Below are 18703 nucleotides of genomic sequence, written 5' to 3'. Positions count from 1 at the left end.
TTTCGCATTTCATTACAACCTTTTTATTGCCGTGTGTTTCTCTAAACAGTATGACAAAAAGCACTATTAGCATGAAAAGAACAATTTTATTTGCACTGATCTGGGTCTCGGTTATGGCTTGTAACGAGAAACAAAATGCAACGCCACAGCCCGAGGCCGAGTCAACCAGCGTGCCTTACCGCAAGCAGACCAAAATTGCAGCGTCGGGCGCAGGAGCATCAGGAGCCGACTTGAAGGTAGACCTTCGGGAAGTTAACGACAGCCGTTGTCCTAAGGATGTAGTTTGTATTCAGATGGGAAGCGCAAAAATCAAGCTCAATGTTTCCGATGCCACCAATTCCACTGAGGTCGATGTTGATTTCAAAGGAGATGCAAAAGCAGATTCGCAGGCGTTCACATTAAGTGGTCAGAACTACATTTTGACTGTAAGCGAATTGCAGCCTTATCCGGTGAGCACACAAACGCCTAAAATCGAGGATTATAAAGTTAATGTGACCATTAAGAAAAAATAAGAAGTTACATTTTGGTGTGAAAATTTGAGAAAGGAGCCTGGCCACGAGCCGGGCTCCTTTTTTGATTCTTGGGGTAATTTTTGGGATTGTTGTGTAAATTAGGCCATGTAAGCGTTTTTATCCTGCCCTTTTAAATATGAAAGATTCGTTTTCCCGTCGTGATATTATCAAGAGCATTGGCCTTTCCAGCGGTGCAATGCTGTTAAATCCATTGTTCTCTCATGCAAAACCGGAACAAAAAATAATGATACAAAGAACAATCCCGGCCAGCGGCGAAAAAATTCCGGTAATCGGTCTCGGTTCCTGGCAGCAATTCGATGTAGGCCAGGCAGCCAGCGAAAGAGCAGCATTGACCAAGGTTTTGCAGGAAATGGCGACATTAGGCGGCAAGCTGATCGACGCATCGCCTATGTACGGGCGTGCAGAAGAGGTGATCGGCGCGCTCACTACCGAGTTAAAAAACAATGATAAGTTTTTCTTTGCCACCAAAGTCTGGACAACCGGGAAGGAGCAGGGGATAGCGCAAATGAATGATTCGTTCAGAAAAATGCGGCGGAAAAAAATCGAGCTGATGCAGATCCATAATTTGCAGGATTGGCAAACACATTTGAAAACATTAAAAGACTGGAAGGCGCAGGGAAAAATAAAATATATCGGCATCACTCATTACACAGATTCCGCACACGCCCGGCTGGAACAGATCGTGAAGTCAAAGGAAGTTGATTTTGTCCAATTCAATTATTCCATCCGCTCGCGGAATGCCGAAAAGAGTCTGCTTAATGCGGCCAAAGATCACGGAGTGGCCGTGATTATTAACGAGCCATTTGAGCAAGGCGCATTATTCAGGGCGGTTAAGGGCAAGGAATTGCCGGCCTTTGCAGCCGACTATGACATCAAGAGCTGGGCTCAGTATTTTTTGAAATACATTGTCAGCCATCCGGCCGTAACCTGCGCCATTCCCGGAACTTCGGACGTAAAACATTTGACCGATAATCTAGGAGCGGCCCTGGGCGAACTTCCCGACGAGGGCGGAAGAAAAAAAATGATCGAATGGGTCGAGAAGGCATAAAAAAAGCGTGGCGTTCAACCGCCACGCTTTTTTTATGCTATTCACAGTATTTTAAACCGAAACTTGATTGTGATCGTCTTCTGCGATTTGAAGCACTTTGTCCATAGTGATAGGCAGGTTCCTAACGCGGACGCCGGTTGCATGGAACACCGCGTTCGCGATTGCTCCTGCCACTCCAATAATCCCAATTTCCCCGACGCCTTTGATACCCAAAGGATTGACAATGTCGTCCTTCTCTTCCACGAAGATCACTTCGATATCGTTAATATCCTTGTTCACCGGCACGTGGTATTCGGATAGATTGTGGTTCATGAACCGCCCGTATTGGTGATCCATTTTGCTCTCCTCCTCCAATGCCTTGCTGATTCCCCAAACAACGCCGCCCAGGATCTGACTTCTTGCCGTTTTCGGGTTCAGAATTTTTCCTGCGGCAACCGCGCAGACGACACGTGTCACACGGACGATCCCGAGATCTTCATCCACTTTCACCTCCGCAAAAACCGCCGCATGTGAATTAAAAGTGTACTTCATTTTGTTAACCGGGTTTGGGCCGCTGGTTGAGGTTTCCTCAATGCTGTTGACGCCCGCAAGCCGCATCAGGTCAACAATTGATATCGACTTCGAGCTGTCATTAAGGTCCGACAACATTCCCGAATCAAATGAAATGCCCTTCGGATCAGTATTATAGAAAGGGGAGTCTTTGGTTTTGACGGCCATCTTTGCCAGCTTCTTTCTCACATCTTCACATACGCCTTTCACGGCTGCGCCCACCGAAGCCGCCGTCCATGAACCACCTTCCAGCGGCGCAAGCGGCATATTGGTATCTCCCAGTTTGAATGTCACATCCTCGATTTTCAGGCCTAAACTTTCCGCCGCAATCTGCGTCATAATGGTGTAAGTGCCAGTTCCAATGTCCGAAGTTCCGCTGCTTACCACCAGCTTTCCGTCAATGGATAGCAATGCTTTTGCCCGGCAAGGCATCTGGAATGCGTCCCAGGCAGCCGTAGCCACTCCCCAGCCGATCAACTGGTTTCCTTCCCGCGTTGAGCGGGGTTCGAGGTTTCTTTTGGTCCATCCGAATTTTTCTGCCCCTTCCCGATAACATGCGATCAGCTCTTTGCTGGAAAATGGTTTCCCTTCGGTCTGGTCTTCATCCGCATAATTTTTAAGTCTGAAAATCAACGGGTCCATTTTCAGTTCATATGCCAATTCATCCATTGCACTTTCCATCGCATGCGCACCCGTAACAGCTCCAGGCGCACGCATATCCACAGGCGTATACATATCCAGCCCGACCAGGTCATATTTCAATTTGACACGATCGCAATTATACATTGTCCCAGACCAGTTTACGATGATCTCTGTATAGTTCTCAAACCTGGAAGTTTCAGAATATGCCTCGTGCGTAATGGATTCCAAAGTGCCATCCGCAGACGCACTAAGGGCAACATTCTGCATAGTAACCGGCCTGTGCCCGAATGTGAACATCTGCTGACGGGTCAACCCCACCTTAACAGGTCTTTTCAATTCAAGCGCAGCAAGAACAGCCATAAAAAGCTGATATTGAGGCCTTAGTCCGGATCCGAAAGCGCCGCCAACGTACGGCGAAATGATCCGTACATCCTTATACGCCAGTCCGAATACATTACCAATGTAAAACTGGCAATTGGAAACTCCCTGCGTTTTATCATAAACAGTCAGCTTTTCATTTTCCCAGATGGCCGTTGTTGAAAACAGCTCCATAGGGTTGTGATGCTCTGCTCCGTGCTGGTAAGAACCGGACATTTTAAATTCCGCCTGCTCATACGCTTCCTCTGCATTACCACGAGATTTAGGCTGTACAAAACCTATTTTCCCGGACGGCGCTTTGTATGAATTTCCCAGGTTTTGGATCAGATCGGTCGTGAATCCTTCTTCCTGATACTCCACCTGGACCAATGAGGATGCATATCTCGCCAGTTCGAAAGTTTCCGCCACAACCAATGCGATAGGCTGACCGCTGTAAATGATCTTATCGTCATGCAAAGGCCGGAATGGCGAGCCGGTCGGCGCATCCATATCCTTGTATTTAATGCTAAACCAAGGCAGGCCGGAAACATTCTCATGTGTGAAAACCTGCAAAACGCCTTTCAGCGACATGGCCTGCGAAGTATCAATGTTCAGAATTTTTCCCTTTGCAATGCCGCTGGATACAATGTAGCCATACAGCATGCCTTCCACTTTAAAGTCGGCTGAATATTTGGCGCTGCCCGTAACCTTCGCCAGTCCGTCCACCCGGCTGACGGGCTTTCCTATATATTGCGTTTTCATAGATTTTCTCCTGTTTTGAGCGCCTCATTCAAAGCACGTACGATTGCTCTTTTAGCCAATTCGATTTTAAAAGTGTTACCACCAAAACCAATTGCACCCGTGAGCATGGTTTCAGCCAACTCCTGGAAGTTCTCCGTAGAAGCCGTTTTTCCAATATAACTTTCCTCCACATCCCTGCGCCGCCAAGGCTTATGCGCAACACCGCCCATTGCAACCCGTATATCTTTAATCACATCCCCGTCCAGATCCAGAGCTGCTGCTACGGAAACCAGTGCGAATGCATAGGACTGCCTGTCGCGGACTTTCAGATAAAAAGCTTTTTTGGTAAAATTGCTTGGAGGAAGATCAATGGAAGTAACCAGTTCTCCCGGAGAAACGTTGGTATCCAAATGTGGTGAATTGCCGGGTAACCGGTGAAAATCAGCAAATTCTAATGTTCTTTCGCCATTAGGGCCAGAAATATTCACCTTCGCGTCCAGTGCCGCAAGCGCGACGCACATGTCCGAAGGATGCGTGGCAATGCATTGCATGCTCGTTCCCAGAATGGCATGGATGCGGTTGATGCCGTTGACTGCTGAACAACCAGAGCCAGGCTCGCGCTTGTTACAGGCAGTGGCCGTGTCATAAAAATAATAGCAGCGCGTGCGTTGGAAAAGGTTGCCGCCATTGGTAGCCATATTGCGCAACTGCGGCGATGCACCGGCCAGAATAGCCTTGGAAAGCAGGGGATAGCGCTGCTCCACGAGCTCGTTCCATGCTGTGTCGGCGTTGGTAACGAGTGCGCCCAGCCGCAATCCGCCGTCCTCATTCTCTGTGATGTCCGCCAGGTCAAGCCGGTTAATGTCCGTCAAATGATCCGGTTTCATCACATTTTCCTTCATCAGATCCAGCAAATTGGTGCCGCCTGCGATGAATTTGCCATGTTCATGAACTTGAATGTCCGCCACAGCTTCTGCGACGTCATAGGCTTTGTTGTATGAAAAACTGTTCATGCCATTTTAGATTTAACATCCATAATGGCTGCATTAATGTTATTATAAGCACCGCAACGGCAGATATTGCCGCTCATGAGTTCCTGCACATCCTCCAAAGAATTAGCCCGGCCCTCATTGAGCATTCCCACCGCAGAACAGATTTGTCCCGGCGTGCAGTAACCGCACTGGAAAGCGTCGTGCTCTATAAATGCGTCTTGCAAAGGATGGTTAACCGTCCCGTCCGAAAGCCCTTCAATAGTTGTGATCGCCTCGCCGTCTTTCATAACAGCAAGTGTCAGGCAGGAATTAATGCGTTTGCCGTTGATGAGCACCGTGCAGGCGCCGCATTGGCCATGATCGCATCCCTTTTTGGTCCCGGTAAGACCGGCGTATTCCCTGATTGCATCGAGAAGACTGACCCAGGGTTGCAATTTGAGTTTAAAAAACCGGCCGTTGATGGTTAAATTAACTAATTCATATTCAGGCAATTTTTGCTTTCTTTGGACTGGTTGATCCAGAACCGTTGCGTCAATTTTCATACATGCAAATGGTGAATAGTTGTTGATTATGCTTGGGTGCGTAAAAAACTATTCCTCCATGAAAGCATGTTTAAACGGGCATAAATATAGGGGTTATGGGAAATGTAGTCCCGTAATCCTGGGCGTGGATTTTAAGCGACCGATTCCAGCGACGCCATTTTGCTGGCAATATATTTACGCGCTTCATCCGCATCATCGAGCCATGGAAAAAGGCTTGGCGGATGGTTGAAGCCATTTACAAAATCAGAAGCGATTCCTGAATTTTGACTGGCCGCAGCCAGAATGTCGAATGCATGCGGTGACGGGGGAGACAAGAATATGTCGCAGAAACGGTTCACATGCTTGGAATATTCCCAGAAATCGTCAAAAGTCTGGTTCATCCATGCCACATCGAATGGCTTATCCCCACGCGCAATGATTGCTTTTGCATAAGCATTCGCCATTTTGGTCGCGTTGTTGCCACCTTGCCCAACGATCGGATCATTCAGGATCACCGTGTCGCCGATTCCAAGCACCGCAGCCGTGGAATTGAGCTGCACAACCGGCTTGCGCACAACGGGTGCGAACGATCCTTTCAGGAAAGCATCATCGCGGATGATTTCAGCATTGGCAAAGGCTTCATAACGCCACGGAAGCACCTCGCGGATCATTTTCTTGGCTTTTTCCAGTTGCTCGCTACCGGATTTTACGTCGTCAAAAACATCCATAGGACCTCCCGGAACGCTTTCTACAAGCATGAATGAGCATTGAATGTCGTCCTTTTGATAAAATGGGGCTGTAATGATCTCGCCGGCTCCCATTACTGCGTCCAATGTAATGGAAGTAAACTTGGTTTTGCCCGGATGTTCGAAGTTATTAATGTGTAATTGCAGCAGTTTACGGGCAGGTTTATCTCTTGTGGATTTGGCCTCGTCGCGCTGAAAAAGCTTAGCAAGCGGACCTTTGCCGGATGAAACCACAACGAGATCGAATTGCTCCGTACAAGCCAGCAGGTCCGAAGGCGTCGTGTCGCTGACGATGAACTTGCCGCCGTTTCTTTCAAAGAGTTTGATCCACTGATAGAATTTCAGGCGCTGATCAATAGACACGCCCGGTTTGCTGGTTTTGGAATTGATGCTCAATGCCAGATTGCCATCAGGCATTCCGAAATTAATGTTAAAGCCCGTCGAATGATAGGCTGTGTCACTCCAAAGGTCAAGCCCAAGCTCTTTTTCAAGCTGCAACGTGTCGTTGAACAAATATGTAGCGCCCGTTGGCGGGCCATTGAAGATCTCTCCTGCCGATCTTTCTGAAATGATGGTCACGTCGTAACCACTTTTCAAAAGGCGGATTGCCAGGTGCAAACCTGATTGCCCGGCACCCATGATCGCGATTTTTCTCATTGTATAGAAGGTTAGTTCATTTTGATGTTACAAATCTACCTTTCGCCATTACTTCATAATCTAAGCAAAAATTAAAAAGTATAAAAAATTATAAAAATCCGCATGTCGCTGTTTCAGTTCATAAACGGGGATACTACTTTTATTAAGTGCAGTGATAATGTGGGGTTTGTATTAAAACAAAAGACTTATACGCATGATATCCATTCCTGGTTACGAGATCGTCAGTGAAATTTACAAAGGCACATTGCATGCACTATATAAAGCGGTGCGGACAGTCGATTCGAGCCCGGTAACATTGAAAGTCGCCACGTTCCAGGAAACTTCAGATCCGATCTTTGGGGCCTTCGAAAGGGAATTCAGCACGGGTTATCAGCGTTTTTTTAATTCTGTTTTAAAATACACTCAAAAAACAAGATTTGAAAACAAGCTGATCCTGGAAATGGAGCCGTTTGACGGCCTGGCGCTGGAACATTGGCTTGTGCGGCAACGGCCTTTAAGCCAGCGCATTGAAATATGCATTGCACTTGTGAAGACGCTGGAAGAATTGCATTACGCCAATATTATTCACTGTGACCTCCAACCTGCGCATTTCCTGATTAAACCGCAAACGTTGGAAATCAAATTAACCAACCTTAGTCCCAAGAGCGAAACGGAATTGGAATATATGTCGCCGGAGCAGTCGGGGCGGATGAACATCAAGGAAGATTATCGGTCTGACTACTATGCCCTTGGCGTCGCCTTCTACCGGATTTTCACGGGCAGATTGCCATTTGCGCATTCGGATCCCAATGAGCTGGTGCATTCACACATTGCCAAACAACCTATATTGCCTTCCGTCATCGATCCCGAAATCCCGGCAGTTGTTTCGGAACTGGTCATGCGCTTGCTGGAAAAGAAGCCGGAAGCGAGATATCAGACCACGAAAGGCATTCGCCATGACCTCAAAGCTTGCCTGGATTTCTGTCCTTCGGGCCGGGCCACGCCGTTCCAGGCCCGCCGATTCGATACACCTGGCCGGTTTGAAATCCCCGGTCGGTTGTATGGAAGAGAGCCTGAGATCCAAAATGTGCTGAATGCATTCCAGCGTGCATCTTCGAAAAATGAAATGTTGCTGGTGTATGGAAATTCAGGAATAGGAAAGTCGTCGCTGGTGGCGGAAGTGCAGGATATACTCACGTGCCGGGGAGCGCTTTTTGCGACCGGGAAATTTGACCAGTATGTTGAAAACATTCCGTTTGAGGCGGTTATCGAGGCCTTTGATCAGCTGATCACTCAGATTTCTGCCGTCGATCCCGAAGCGCTCCGCGGCTGGAAATGTGACATTATGCAGGCAATGGGCGCTTACGGGCAAGTGATCGTGGACGTGATTCCAAAGCTTGAATTTATCATCGGCAAGCAGGCAGAGGTTCCGCCGCTTGCGCCGGTAGAAGCGCAAAACCGGTTCATTAATGTCTTCACGAATTTCATCAATGTCTTTACCAAAAAAGAGCATCCGCTGGTCATTTTCCTCGACGATCTGCAATGGGCCGACACTTCGAGCCTGCGGTTCCTGAGTCGCGTCATGGGTTCGGTGGAGGGCAAATATCTCTTTATAATCGGTTCCTACCGCGATAATGAAGTGCCTGTGAACCATCCGCTTGCCGTTACGATCAGGGAAATGGAGGAATCCGGTGCCAACTTCCGGCAACTTGGCCTTTTCCCACTGACCACAGGACAAATTTCATCGCTGATTTCCGATACATTTTCCTGCCCGTTACATATTGCCGATACACTCGCAGAACCTATTTCCAGCCGGACCCTTGGAAATCCCTTTTTTATCAATGAAACACTCAGATCATTGTATAAGGATGGGCTGATCCATTTTGACCAGCAAAGCAAAAAGTGGCTGTGGGATGCGCAGTCTATCATTGATTATGCCGATTCGGGCTCATCGCAAGAATTACTGACCAACAAGATCAACCGGCTCTCTGAGCATGCTAAACAGGCGTTGACGTGCGCCGCGTGCATTGGAAAAGAATTTAATCTTGAAATGCTCTCTGCGCTGAATGATAAAACGCCGCAGGAAACGGGAGAAGATCTGAAAGAGGCCATTACCGAAAACCTGGTGCTGGTTTCCATGGAAAAGCCAAAAACGGATCGGGACAAATATCTGTTTAAAACGCGTTATACTTTCATCCACGACCAGGTGCAGCAAGCTGCATACGCATTGTTATCCGGCGAGCGAAAACAGGAACTGCATCTTGATATCGGCTATTTTATGCTGGAAAGATTGTCTCCGCATGAAATTGACAACCAATTGTTCAGCATTGTAAACCATCTCAACTTCGGTGCGGAAATAATTGATTCGGACAGCCAAAAGTACAAGATCGCACAGCTCAATTTTGATGCGGGTAAAAAAGCCAAAACCTCAGCCGCTTATTCCGTTGCCTTGGAATACTTCAGAACAGGAATGCGCTTTTTGAATGAAAAGGATTGGAATGATCCGGAAAAGCTGTTCAGAAATTTACATACCGAATATGCCGAATGCGCTTACCTGACGGGCGACATTGCAGCCACTGAAAGGCTTACAGCGACATTGCTTGACCACGCAAAATCTGTGGAAGAGCGTATGAATGCAAGCCAGCTTCGCATTCAGGCACTGATCTTCTCAAAAAATCTGGATGGTGCAATCCGGCTTTCGCTTACAGTTCTGGCCGAGTTAGGGATAAAATTCCCGTCTGTTCCCAACAATTTTCACATCCTGACTGCGTATGGCAAATCGAAGTGGCATTTGCGGGGACTGGCGATTGAGGATTTGGAAAATCTTCCCCCAATGCAGGATGCCCGGATGCTGGCAGCGATGCGGATCCTGCAAAATATCACTGCCATTGCTTTTGTCAGAATCCCGCTGTTATACCCGCTTATGGTGCTGAAAATGGTCGGCATTTCGGTCAGATACGGAAATGCGCCCGAATCTGCATTGACTTACATTACATATGGGGCCATCGTGAATGCGATTGAGACCCAGAACCCGGCATGTTACAGGTTTGGAAAAACGGGTTTGAAGCTGCTGGAAGGCGTTTCAAATATTGCTATCAAGGAACGGACGACGCTTGTTTTCAACATTGTAAGCAGGTCTTCCGGCGAACACATCAGCCACTCCCTTGAACCGCTGAAACGGGCATTCAAGGTTGGGATAGAGTTAGGTGACATTGAATATTGTGCCTATGCATCAAGTAGTTATAGTTTCTTTCTGCTGCTTTCGGGCAAAAACCTGAATTGGGTTAAAGATGAAATGATCCAGTTCAACCATTTGCCCAAGTCCATTTCTATCGACCATATTTCCAACCAGAATGAACCACTGATCCAGATCGTGTCCAATCTTTTAGGAGAAAATAGTGATCCTACTTTGTTGAGCGGGGGTTACTTTAACGAAGGGAACGACTATTCCAACATTCTGACATTGAGTGATAAAACACGCATTTTTGCCTGCTTTTTATACAAAATGATCCTTTGTTACCAGACCCGGGAACACGACAAAGGACTAGCCCATGCGGAAAAAGCCCTGATTTATAGCCAGAATGTGAAAGGTTTACTCTTCCAGCCGCTATTCTGTTACTATTATGCATTGCTGAATTACGCTGTCGCAGGCAAAAAGTCTTCGGCGGTAACACACAGGATTACAGGGAATAAGTATAAAAAAATGCTTGAAAAATGGGCGCAGCAGGTGCCCGTCAATTTTCAGCACCGGTATACACTCGTACAGGCCGAACATGCGCGCGTAAATGGGAAGAGTGAGCAAGCCGCTGTTTTGTATGATACGGCTGTAAGGCTGAGCAAGGAGAATGATTACTGTCAGGATGAGGCGCTTGCCAATGAGCTTTGCGGTAATTTCTGGATGGAAAAATCGCAGCCCCGCATTGGGCTTGTCTACATTCAGTCTGCCATTGAGTGTTACCAAAAGTGGGGCTGTGAGATCAAGGTTAGGCAGTTGAAGGAGCAATTCGGGGAGCAGCTGCGCTTGTCTCCCGACCTGTCCGAGCATGGCCAGCCCGCGAAGACAGGGGGCGGCAGCATTGGTTCTTCCTTGGATATTTCTACGTTAATGAAAGCCTCGACGGCCATTTCAAGCGAAGTGGTTTTTGCCAGGCTGATGGAAAAGCTGATGAAGTTTGCCATCGAAAACGCGGGCGCACAATCCGGCTTTTTTATTCTTGACTGGGGCGGGAAGTTGTACATTGAAGCGAGCCAGTCGGTTTCTAATGATAAGAGTGATATCCGGCAGATCCCGCTGGACGGTTCCGGACTCGTGCCGGAGAGCATTATCGAGCATGTTTTCAGGACAAAAACCGATGTGATCCTGAATGATGCCAAGTCTGACGAGCAATTCAGTCAGGATAGCATTATTTCCGGAAACGACATTCGGTCCGTGCTCTGCATTCCGGCCATGAACCAGGGGAAGATCGTGGGTGTGCTTTATCTCGAAAACAACCTCACTACCGGCGCCTTTACGCATGAGCGCACAGAACTGCTGAAACTGCTTTCTGGCCAGATCGCCGTTTCCATCGAGAACTCAATTTTATACGAAAACCTGGAAAAAAAGGTGGCCGTCCGGACGACCGAAATCCAGGTTCAGAAGGAGGAAATAGAGCGGCAAAAGATGCTTGTGGAGGAGAAATCAAAGTTTAAAGAGCAATTCTTTGCAAACATGAGCCACGAGATCCGCACGCCCATGACGGCCATCATTGGTATGTCGGAATTAATCTTCGACACGCCGCTTAGTCCCCGGCAGCTTGAATATGCCAAAGGAATCCGCTATTCGTCGGAGAATTTGCTGGCGATCATCAATGATATTCTGGATTATTCAAAAATCGAGGCAGGCAAGTTTTCATTCGTTCAAAAACCTTTTCATATACGCGACCGGATGAACCGTTTGGGTTATATTTTGAAGGTTATCGCGGAGGAAAAAGGCATTGGCCTGGACATTTCGGTGGCAGAAGATGTCAGCGATCAGCTGATCGGCGACCCGCTGCGGCTTCACCAGATCCTGCTAAACCTGGCTGGTAATGCTGTTAAATTTACTGATTTTGGGTCGGTTAAAATTGAAGTAAAACGCATATCAGCAGCCAGGGGCGTTGAAGAGTTGGTTTTTACGGTCAAAGACACAGGCATAGGCATTGCGAAAGAGAAATTGCAATACATTTTTGAAACATTCACCCGCCTCGACGAAGACCTGAACAGCAAGCAAACGGGAACAGGATTAGGCCTGTTTATCGCGAAGCGGCTTGTGGAGGAACAAGGTGGAGAAATGACCGTTTCCAGCCAGGTCCAGCAAGGCACCGAGTTCTCTTTTAACCTGTCATTTGAAGTTTGCGGCGGCAGTGAAGCTGATGATAATGAGGGCCGCGATGACGGCGTTTCACTTTCCGGGACGAGGATACTTTTGGTAGAGGATAACCTTTTCAATCAGGTTGTAGCGGAGGAAACATTGAAAAAATTGATCCCCGATGTGCAGATCGTCATTGCCGATAATGGCCAGATTGCGCTTCAAAAGTTACAGGAACACACATTCGACATTGTGCTAATGGACGTAAAAATGCCCGTTATGGACGGTTATAAGGCCACACGGGCGATCAGGGAAGGGGAGAAGGACCGCCGAATCCCGATCCTTGCATTTACTTCAAACGCCAACCCGGCCGAAGCCCAGAAATGCAAAGAAGCCGGGATGGACGATTATATCACAAAGCCCATCGAAGCGAAAAAGTTGAAGGCAAGGATCAGGAGGTTGTTGGCAGGGGAGGTTGTTTGAATGAACGGGCAATGATCCCTTATTGTAATTCTTTTTCAGAAAGAATTCGGAATTCTTTATTGAAGTGTTCCAGTAAGGGTTTCAGCTGGGTTTTATCGCCGTTGTCCACTTCGGACTCCATGATTTTCATTTGCTCCGATAAGTCGGTTAGTCCCATGTAGGCGAACTGTGTTTTGAGACTATGGACCAGGTTTGAGAAGTTTTCCCAGTCTTCATTGGCGAGTGATTCCTGGATTTCTTCTACCTGTTTAGGTGCTTGTTCGCGAAAGATCCGGACGAAGTTGCTGACCAGCCTTTCGTCGCCGTTCATGAGGTTGCGTAAAAAAGTTAGATCCATTTGCTATGCCTTGCTGATCAGTGTGTAACCTTCACCATGCAGATTCAGGATTTCGACCTTGGAATCTTCTTTGAGAAACTTGCGGATCTTGCTTACATATACGTTGAGACTATAACCGCGAAACGCCTCTTCGTCTCCCCAAATCCCAAACATCGCCACTTCGCGGGTAAGAACCTTGTTTTCGTGCTCGCAAAGCATTTTCAGTAATTTGGATTCAATAGAAGTCAGCTTGATAACTTTATCCATCACTGCCAATTCGCGCAAGCCGGCATTAAAGCTCGAACATCCGATGTTGAATTGATCAATCACCTGTACTTTTTCATGGATTTTGACCCGCTTCAAAATGGCGCGGATCCGCAGATAAAGCTCTTCCATACTGAAAGGTTTGGTCAGATAATCGTCCGCGCCGATGGTCAGGCCCTTGATTTTATCTTCTTTCAGCGACTGGCCCGTGAGGAAAATGATCGGGATAGTCTCGTTCATTTCCTTGATTTCGGCAGCGAGCGTAAATCCGTCCTTTTTCGGCATTTTCACATCCAGGACGCATAGGTCAAAAGGTTTCTGCTTAAATGCTTCCATGCCGGCCATTCCGTCGTGTTTGAGTGTGACCTTGCAGCCCCGCATTTCCAGGTATTCTTTTGTCAGCTCGCTATATTGTACTTCGTCATCAATTAAAAGCAAGTGCACGTCGTCCATACATTACATTTTTTGTAAAGAGCATTGAGTAATAAGTTCAGTTGGTTTATTAAGCTGCTATCATTAATGAAAACACAGCGAGAGGAGGATTAAGGCCAAATATACTGGTTTCCATTTTCAGATAGGAAAATCGGGACAATCCATTGCAAAAAACTTAGGCAACGGAAAAAACATGTGAATAATCCGGGAAATATGGCTCTGTCAGGGTAGTTGTGCATTCCTGAGTCCTTTGAATAAACTGTCTGTAAAAGGTAATTTCCATGTTCACAAAAAACGATGAAAACATTTCCCGGCGCGACTTCATCAACCGGGCAGGCGTCATCGCGGCAGCCGGCATGCTGGCGCCGGAACTCAAAAGCGCATCTATGCATCTTCCTAAACCCATGAAAACGATCCGGATCAAAAACGTTAATTCCAATTTTGAAAGAGAGCCGCTGAACCCGTACAGGTTTAAGGGAAGCGCTATTACAGACAGCTGGCAGGCGATCTCGCTGCTGGAATCCGAATCCGGGATCAGGAAAATTGGGATTGGCACACAGGGCGTGTTATGGTCTGATTCTAAGGTTTTTGCGGGACATTCAGAGAGTGCCGGAAATGCATTGATGTACGCCATGACGGAACGGGCTTTGCAAATGATCAAGGGCACGACATTCTCAGATCCGGTAAAATTGCTGGACGACATCCTGCCGGAGGTTTTGGCTTACGGAAAAAAGATCACGGGCAACCCTGACCTGCGTAAAACGTTTGCACTCAATGCATTGGTAAGTGTCGACAATGCTGCATGGCTTTTATATGCCAAGGAAAACAACATTGATCAATTCGATCAGCTTATTCCTGCGGCATACCAGCCCGGCTTGTCACACAGGCATGAAAAAGTGGCGAGTATTCCTTCTTTCAGTGTGGGTACTTCGGCGGAGCGGATCAAGCAGGCAGCAGATGAAGGTTATTTTATCATGAAATTGAAAACCGGCTCGGCGGGGACGCAACAGGAAATGATCGAGAAGGACATTGCCTTCCTGAGCGCTGTACACAAGGCAATCGGACATTACGAAACTCCCTACACGCAGAATGGCAAGATCCCGTATTATTTCGATGCAAACGGGCGATATGAGAAAAAAGAAACGTTGCTCCGCTTCCTGGATCATGCGCAAAAGATCGGTGCATTCGACCAGATTGCGGTGATCGAAGAGCCGTTTGAAGAGCGTAACGAGGCTTTTGTGGGTGATATGGGCGTGCGCGTAGCCGCCGACGAAAGTGCGCACACCGTGGAGGATGCAGCGCACCGGATCGAACTGGGTTACAGCGCTATTGCCGTCAAAGCAATCGCTAAAACGCTGAGCATGACCATGAAAATCACGCAGCTCGCCTACGAAAAAAAAGTCCCCTGTTTCTGCGCCGATCTGACCGTTAATCCGATTTTGGTAGACTGGAACAAGAATGTGGCGGCAAGGTTGCAGCCTTTTCCAGGCATGACCGTTGGTTTACAGGAGACGAATGGTCACCAGTATTACAAAAACTGGGAGAAATTAATGACCTATCATCCCAAAAAAGACGGTTCCTGGATTCGTACGCAAAAAGGTGTTTACCTCACCGACGCAACATTTTATGCCGAAAGCGGTGGCATACTCACGCCATCACCACACTACGAGGAGATGTTTGACACAGCGCAATGAATTTAAAGCGTAACAATCTGAGGCTCTGTCAATGACTCTTTTGTAAGATCTGAAACCCGGCTGCCGATCTTGAAAGAGAAATTGCTCTGGACAGTCGCGCACTTTTCTGTTGGACTGTAAGCCACGAGCTTATGGGCAATCTCGTCGTATACATATTTACAGCTCGGCACAGTTTCTATTGGTACAGCATTCGCTTCCAAGGCTTCCTGTGGCAAGGGCTTTTGTCCAACTCTGAGACAAATGGCCGTAATGGTTCCGCCGACAAGCACGGAGCCGAGGATAATAGTAGAAAATTTCAGGTTCATGGCTAAGAATATTGAGTAACAATGCATTTGATTTCATGACAAATTAGCCCCGTAATCCGCTTAATCCAGATTGAAGTTGTGCAATATGTGCTATCCGATCTCCGGATTGCAATTTCCTGTGTCTGAAATGTAATTAGGGGTTGTGCTAGTTTGGCAAGAAATGCCTTGATGTTGTACCAGAAACTGCCAATAGTCTTTTGGATACATTGCCTAGGGCGGAAATCAAAACCGAGCGTTAAGATCCTTTATGCGCCTTTCTATTAAAACTTTGCGCATATCGGCCATCTCTTTGTCGATTTGCTTTGATTCAATTTCATCGCATTCCGGATCCGTTTTTCTTAGCTTCAATTCTTTCACAAAGCGATTTACGCGGTTTTGAAAGTAAGCGAATGAAATTTCGCAAGCTACGACTGCATAAACCAGATGAAGCAAATACCCGAACAATGGACTCAAAGATACGAGCCAATCCTTGTAGGTGGGATCACTGACCTTATTAGCAATACTGGTCAGAACAAAAGTGATTCCTGTAACCTTGACAGCCTGTCTTTTTGGAACATTACCGGATTCAGAAGAAACACTGGTCATGAATTGAGCACATCCAGTAGTTTTTCTGCAAAACCAGGAGTAGGGTGGGCTCCCATTTTTATGGATTTGCCGGTTCTTTTGTTGGTTATAGTTAGATCTGCATTAGTAATCAGCTTGTAAAAAAGCTTCGCAGTTTTATAAACCACCGCCGCAAAGGCTGTGATGATGACGATAGAAGATAAAATGTTTAGTGCTTCCATTATAGCCTTGTTCCGTGTGTATTTTACTGAGCTTCAAATCTAAAAAATATTTTTTGATCTCATCCAAGTGCAAACGTTTAAAATCAGAAAAAGTCCAAATACAGCATACGGTAGCAAACACAAGACAATTTTAACCCCAATTGAAAAATATTCCTCCCAACCTGTAACGAAGCGCTGGCTTGGTCGTCTTTGTATGTGAATGGATTTACAAGCCTTTAACCAACGCATCCTTCCCGTGCAGGGACGCCTTTTCAGATTGGCGCAAATGTTTCTTCGCAACCGCGAGGAGGCGGAAGATGCCATTCAGGATGTGTTGCTGAGGTTGTGGACGAACAGGCAGCAGCTGGAAACATATCATAGCGTCGAAGCACTGGCTGTGCAGATGACGAAAAACCTTTGCATGGACAGGCTCAAATCGCATCATAAGCAGAAAATGCAAAACGGTGCAGACGTTACCAGCGTGCAGGCAGCGGAATTGTCGCCGCACCGGCAACTGGAAAACAGCGACAGCGCGGCGCTCATCCACAAGCTCATCGGCGAGCTACCCGAACAGCACAAACTCGTGCTGCATTTGCGCGATGTGGAAGAATATTCATTCGAGGAGATTGAGCAGGTTACGGGATTGAGCAATGCGAACATTCGTACGATCCTTTCGAGGGCGAGGCAGAAGCTTCGGGAGAATTATCTTAAAGCAAACGATTATGAATCAGGATATTGAGAAACTATTAGAAAAATATTACGAAGGTGAAACGACCATTGAAGAAGAAAAGGAACTTAAACGCTTTTTCCAAAGTGGTGACGTTCCCGAACATTTGATGAGCCACGCAGCACAATTTGGTTACTTTGTGGAGGCAAGAAACGAACATCCGTCCCTGACATTCGGCAGTGAATTATTAATGTTGCTTGATCCGCCGAAACAAAGTCCGATGCGCACTTTTGGCCGCTGGCTGGTCAGGATTGCTGCGGGGTTGGCGCTGTTGATCGTCGGGTTTTTGGGAGGGCGTGTATTTCAGGAGCGCGATAGTGCGGGGAATCCGTTGATAGCTTCAAAAGAGTCGGTGTCGCAGCTGGAAATGAAAAATGTGCTTGCGTTTGAAAAAATGAATTCCACATCGGCCAGCGAACGCATTCAGGCCGTGAATCAGAGCTATGCACTTTCAAACCTGGATAAGGACATTACGCAGCTACTGATCAATACACTCAATTTCGATCCGAATGTTAATGTGAGGCTTGCGGCTTGTCAGGCATTGCAACGGTTTGATAATGAGGATAATGTAGCAGAAGCGCTTATGCATTCCCTGGCTATTCAAACCGATCCCAACATTCAGATTATGCTGATCGAAATCTTGGTTTCGAACAAAGAAAAGCGGGCGGTTGAACCATTTCAGCAGTTGGCCAGAAACCAGGAAGTGCTGGAAGTGGTCCGGCTTAAAGCGCAGCAGGGAGTCAGTGAGCTTATCGCTGCGGACGTTTAAATGCTTCTGAACAAAGACATTACGCTTTTTTAATCCATTTACATTTTAATTAAAACCATGAAAAAAATACTTTTAATAAGTATGGGTTGCTTGCTATGCCTTGCCGAATCCATAGCTCAGACGCCAGAATACAAAGCCAAGCTGGCCAACTCGAAAGATAAAAAGGTAACCATCGAAATGGCTGCTAGTCAGGTGAAGATCGAAGGATATGCGGGCGACGAAATCGTGATCCAGACGACTTTAGGTTATGAAGCGCCGCCGGAGCGGGCGAAGGGTTTAAAACCATTGTATTATGCTGGTGTAGACAACACGGGAATGGGGCTGTCGGTTACAGCAGATGCGAGCGGGATCAAAGTGGAGAAAGTGACGCGCAAGGAGGCCAAATACACGATCCGTATACCCAGGCAGGTTTCGGTGCTTTTTCAGGAAGTGAACTGGCAGGGTGGGTCCAAGATCGCGATCAGCAATATGGATGGAGATCTTGAAATTAAAACCAATGGTGCCAACATTCAGCTGACCAATGTAACAGGGCCGGTGGTGGCCAACACGACGAGTGGTGACGTGGACGTAGTTTTTTCCGCACTAAACCAGAGTAAGCCGACCGCAATTTCGTCCATCAGCGGCGAAGTGGATGTGACGTTGCCTGCAACCGCAAAGTCGACGATGAAGCTGCGTTCCATTAACGGTGAAATGTACACAGATTTTGACCTCGGCACCAGAAACACCAAAGACGGGCTTTCCAAAGTGGGTGGTGGAAGCAACATTGAAGGCTCAACGAACGGCGGCGGGGTTGAAATGCAGCTCAATACGATCAGCGGTAACATTTACATCAGGAAAAAATAACCACTTTGGCCATAT

At 47.2% G+C, this 18703-nt stretch carries 16 protein-coding genes; 7 read left to right on the top strand and 9 right to left on the bottom strand.

Going from position 1 to position 18703, the window contains the following annotated elements; genetic code table 11:
* The first annotated feature begins 71 nt into the window (after nt 1-71).
* Nucleotides 72-512, top strand: a complete 441-nt coding sequence (locus G395_RS0111850) for a hypothetical protein (RefSeq protein WP_026630232.1) — start codon at nt 72-74, stop codon at nt 510-512.
* 136 nt (nt 513-648) lie between these two features.
* On the top strand, nt 649-1581 hold the full coding sequence (locus G395_RS0111845; RefSeq protein WP_026630231.1) for an aldo/keto reductase: 933 nt from the start codon (nt 649-651) through the stop codon (nt 1579-1581).
* A gap of 51 nt (nt 1582-1632) precedes the next feature.
* On the opposite strand, the gene G395_RS29275 is transcribed toward G395_RS0111845, so the two are convergent.
* From G395_RS29275 to G395_RS0111825, 4 genes are all read right to left on the bottom strand, one after another.
* The gene (locus G395_RS29275; protein WP_035361142.1) at nt 1633-3891 is read right to left on the bottom strand and encodes a xanthine dehydrogenase family protein molybdopterin-binding subunit; all 2259 of its coding nucleotides are present in this window, start codon (nt 3889-3891) and stop codon (nt 1633-1635) included.
* Nucleotides 3888-4883, bottom strand: a complete 996-nt coding sequence (locus G395_RS0111835) for an FAD binding domain-containing protein (protein ID WP_026630230.1) — start codon at nt 4881-4883, stop codon at nt 3888-3890. The genes G395_RS29275 and G395_RS0111835 overlap by 4 nt, the downstream gene beginning before the upstream one ends.
* The gene (locus G395_RS0111830) at nt 4880-5404 is read right to left on the bottom strand and encodes a (2Fe-2S)-binding protein (protein ID WP_051350133.1); all 525 of its coding nucleotides are present in this window, start codon (nt 5402-5404) and stop codon (nt 4880-4882) included. Before G395_RS0111830 ends, G395_RS0111835 begins: the two co-directional genes overlap by 4 nt.
* Nucleotides 5405-5535: 131 nt before the next feature.
* Nucleotides 5536-6786 carry a styrene monooxygenase/indole monooxygenase family protein gene (locus G395_RS0111825; RefSeq protein ID WP_026630228.1) on the bottom strand — a complete coding sequence of 417 codons (1251 nt, stop codon included), beginning with the start codon at nt 6784-6786 and terminating at the stop codon, nt 5536-5538.
* 193 nt (nt 6787-6979) lie between these two features.
* Here G395_RS0111825 and G395_RS0111820 point away from each other — a divergent pair, with 193 nt between their 5' ends.
* A complete protein-coding gene (locus G395_RS0111820) occupies nt 6980-12574 on the top strand; it encodes a hybrid sensor histidine kinase/response regulator (RefSeq protein ID WP_026630227.1) in 5595 nt (1864 codons plus the stop codon).
* A 19-nt stretch (nt 12575-12593) separates the two neighbouring features.
* Here the strand turns inward: G395_RS0111820 and G395_RS0111815 are convergent, their stop codons facing one another.
* Nucleotides 12594-12911 (bottom strand): Hpt domain-containing protein, encoded by a 318-nt coding sequence (locus G395_RS0111815; protein ID WP_084439579.1) that lies wholly within the window; start codon nt 12909-12911, stop codon nt 12594-12596.
* A 3-nt stretch (nt 12912-12914) separates the two neighbouring features.
* Entirely contained in the window at nt 12915-13607 is a 693-nt protein-coding gene (locus G395_RS0111810; RefSeq protein WP_026630225.1) for a response regulator transcription factor, read from the bottom strand.
* Nucleotides 13608-13867: 260 nt separating this feature from the next.
* Between G395_RS0111810 and G395_RS0111805 the strand changes: the two genes are divergently transcribed.
* Nucleotides 13868-15280, top strand: a complete 1413-nt coding sequence (locus G395_RS0111805; protein ID WP_026630224.1) for a mandelate racemase/muconate lactonizing enzyme family protein — start codon at nt 13868-13870, stop codon at nt 15278-15280.
* A gap of 2 nt (nt 15281-15282) precedes the next feature.
* On the opposite strand, the gene G395_RS0111800 is transcribed toward G395_RS0111805, so the two are convergent.
* The 3 genes from G395_RS0111800 to G395_RS0111790 form a co-directional block, all read right to left on the bottom strand.
* On the bottom strand, nt 15283-15585 hold the full coding sequence (locus G395_RS0111800; RefSeq protein ID WP_026630223.1) for a hypothetical protein: 303 nt from the start codon (nt 15583-15585) through the stop codon (nt 15283-15285).
* Nucleotides 15586-15807: 222 nt separating this feature from the next.
* The gene (locus tag G395_RS0111795) at nt 15808-16170 is read right to left on the bottom strand and encodes a hypothetical protein (RefSeq protein WP_026630222.1); all 363 of its coding nucleotides are present in this window, start codon (nt 16168-16170) and stop codon (nt 15808-15810) included.
* A complete protein-coding gene (locus G395_RS0111790; RefSeq protein WP_026630221.1) occupies nt 16167-16370 on the bottom strand; it encodes a hypothetical protein in 204 nt (67 codons plus the stop codon). Before G395_RS0111790 ends, G395_RS0111795 begins: the two co-directional genes overlap by 4 nt.
* Nucleotides 16371-16569: 199 nt before the next feature.
* Between G395_RS0111790 and G395_RS0111785 the strand changes: the two genes are divergently transcribed.
* The 3 genes from G395_RS0111785 to G395_RS0111775 are packed head-to-tail and all read left to right on the top strand — an operon-like array spanning nt 16570 to nt 18688.
* On the top strand, nt 16570-17088 hold the full coding sequence (locus G395_RS0111785) for a GFO_1088 family ECF-type sigma factor (RefSeq protein WP_026630220.1): 519 nt from the start codon (nt 16570-16572) through the stop codon (nt 17086-17088).
* Entirely contained in the window at nt 17072-17845 is a 774-nt protein-coding gene (locus tag G395_RS0111780) for a HEAT repeat domain-containing protein (RefSeq protein ID WP_026630219.1), read from the top strand. The genes G395_RS0111785 and G395_RS0111780 overlap by 17 nt, the downstream gene beginning before the upstream one ends.
* 57 nt (nt 17846-17902) lie before the next feature.
* Entirely contained in the window at nt 17903-18688 is a 786-nt protein-coding gene (locus tag G395_RS0111775) for a DUF4097 family beta strand repeat-containing protein (RefSeq protein ID WP_026630218.1), read from the top strand.
* The last annotated feature ends 15 nt before the right edge of the window (nt 18689-18703 follow it).

It is taken from the genome of Dyadobacter alkalitolerans DSM 23607 (genome assembly GCF_000428845.1).
Classification (GTDB): domain Bacteria; phylum Bacteroidota; class Bacteroidia; order Cytophagales; family Spirosomataceae; genus Dyadobacter; species Dyadobacter alkalitolerans.
This window is presented reverse-complemented; position numbering and strand designations above follow the sequence as displayed.

Excerpts from the sequence above, each read along its gene's own strand:
- G395_RS0111850 (WP_026630232.1), top strand. The coding sequence starts at position 72 with ATGAAAAGAACAATTTTATTTGCACTGATCTGGGTCTCGGTTATGGCT.
- G395_RS0111845 (WP_026630231.1), top strand. The coding sequence starts at position 649 with ATGAAAGATTCGTTTTCCCGTCGTGATATTATCAAGAGCATTGGCCTT.
- G395_RS29275 (WP_035361142.1), bottom strand. The coding sequence starts at position 3,891 with ATGAAAACGCAATATATAGGAAAGCCCGTCAGCCGGGTGGACGGACTG.
- G395_RS0111835 (WP_026630230.1), bottom strand. The coding sequence starts at position 4,883 with ATGAACAGTTTTTCATACAACAAAGCCTATGACGTCGCAGAAGCTGTG.
- G395_RS0111830 (WP_051350133.1), bottom strand. The coding sequence starts at position 5,404 with ATGAAAATTGACGCAACGGTTCTGGATCAACCAGTCCAAAGAAAGCAA.
- G395_RS0111825 (WP_026630228.1), bottom strand. The coding sequence starts at position 6,786 with ATGAGAAAAATCGCGATCATGGGTGCCGGGCAATCAGGTTTGCACCTG.
- G395_RS0111820 (WP_026630227.1), top strand. The coding sequence starts at position 6,980 with ATGATATCCATTCCTGGTTACGAGATCGTCAGTGAAATTTACAAAGGC.
- G395_RS0111815 (WP_084439579.1), bottom strand. The coding sequence starts at position 12,911 with ATGGATCTAACTTTTTTACGCAACCTCATGAACGGCGACGAAAGGCTG.
- G395_RS0111810 (WP_026630225.1), bottom strand. The coding sequence starts at position 13,607 with ATGGACGACGTGCACTTGCTTTTAATTGATGACGAAGTACAATATAGC.
- G395_RS0111805 (WP_026630224.1), top strand. The coding sequence starts at position 13,868 with ATGTTCACAAAAAACGATGAAAACATTTCCCGGCGCGACTTCATCAAC.
- G395_RS0111800 (WP_026630223.1), bottom strand. The coding sequence starts at position 15,585 with ATGAACCTGAAATTTTCTACTATTATCCTCGGCTCCGTGCTTGTCGGC.
- G395_RS0111795 (WP_026630222.1), bottom strand. The coding sequence starts at position 16,170 with ATGACCAGTGTTTCTTCTGAATCCGGTAATGTTCCAAAAAGACAGGCT.
- G395_RS0111790 (WP_026630221.1), bottom strand. The coding sequence starts at position 16,370 with ATGGAAGCACTAAACATTTTATCTTCTATCGTCATCATCACAGCCTTT.
- G395_RS0111785 (WP_026630220.1), top strand. The coding sequence starts at position 16,570 with ATGGATTTACAAGCCTTTAACCAACGCATCCTTCCCGTGCAGGGACGC.
- G395_RS0111780 (WP_026630219.1), top strand. The coding sequence starts at position 17,072 with ATGAATCAGGATATTGAGAAACTATTAGAAAAATATTACGAAGGTGAA.
- G395_RS0111775 (WP_026630218.1), top strand. The coding sequence starts at position 17,903 with ATGAAAAAAATACTTTTAATAAGTATGGGTTGCTTGCTATGCCTTGCC.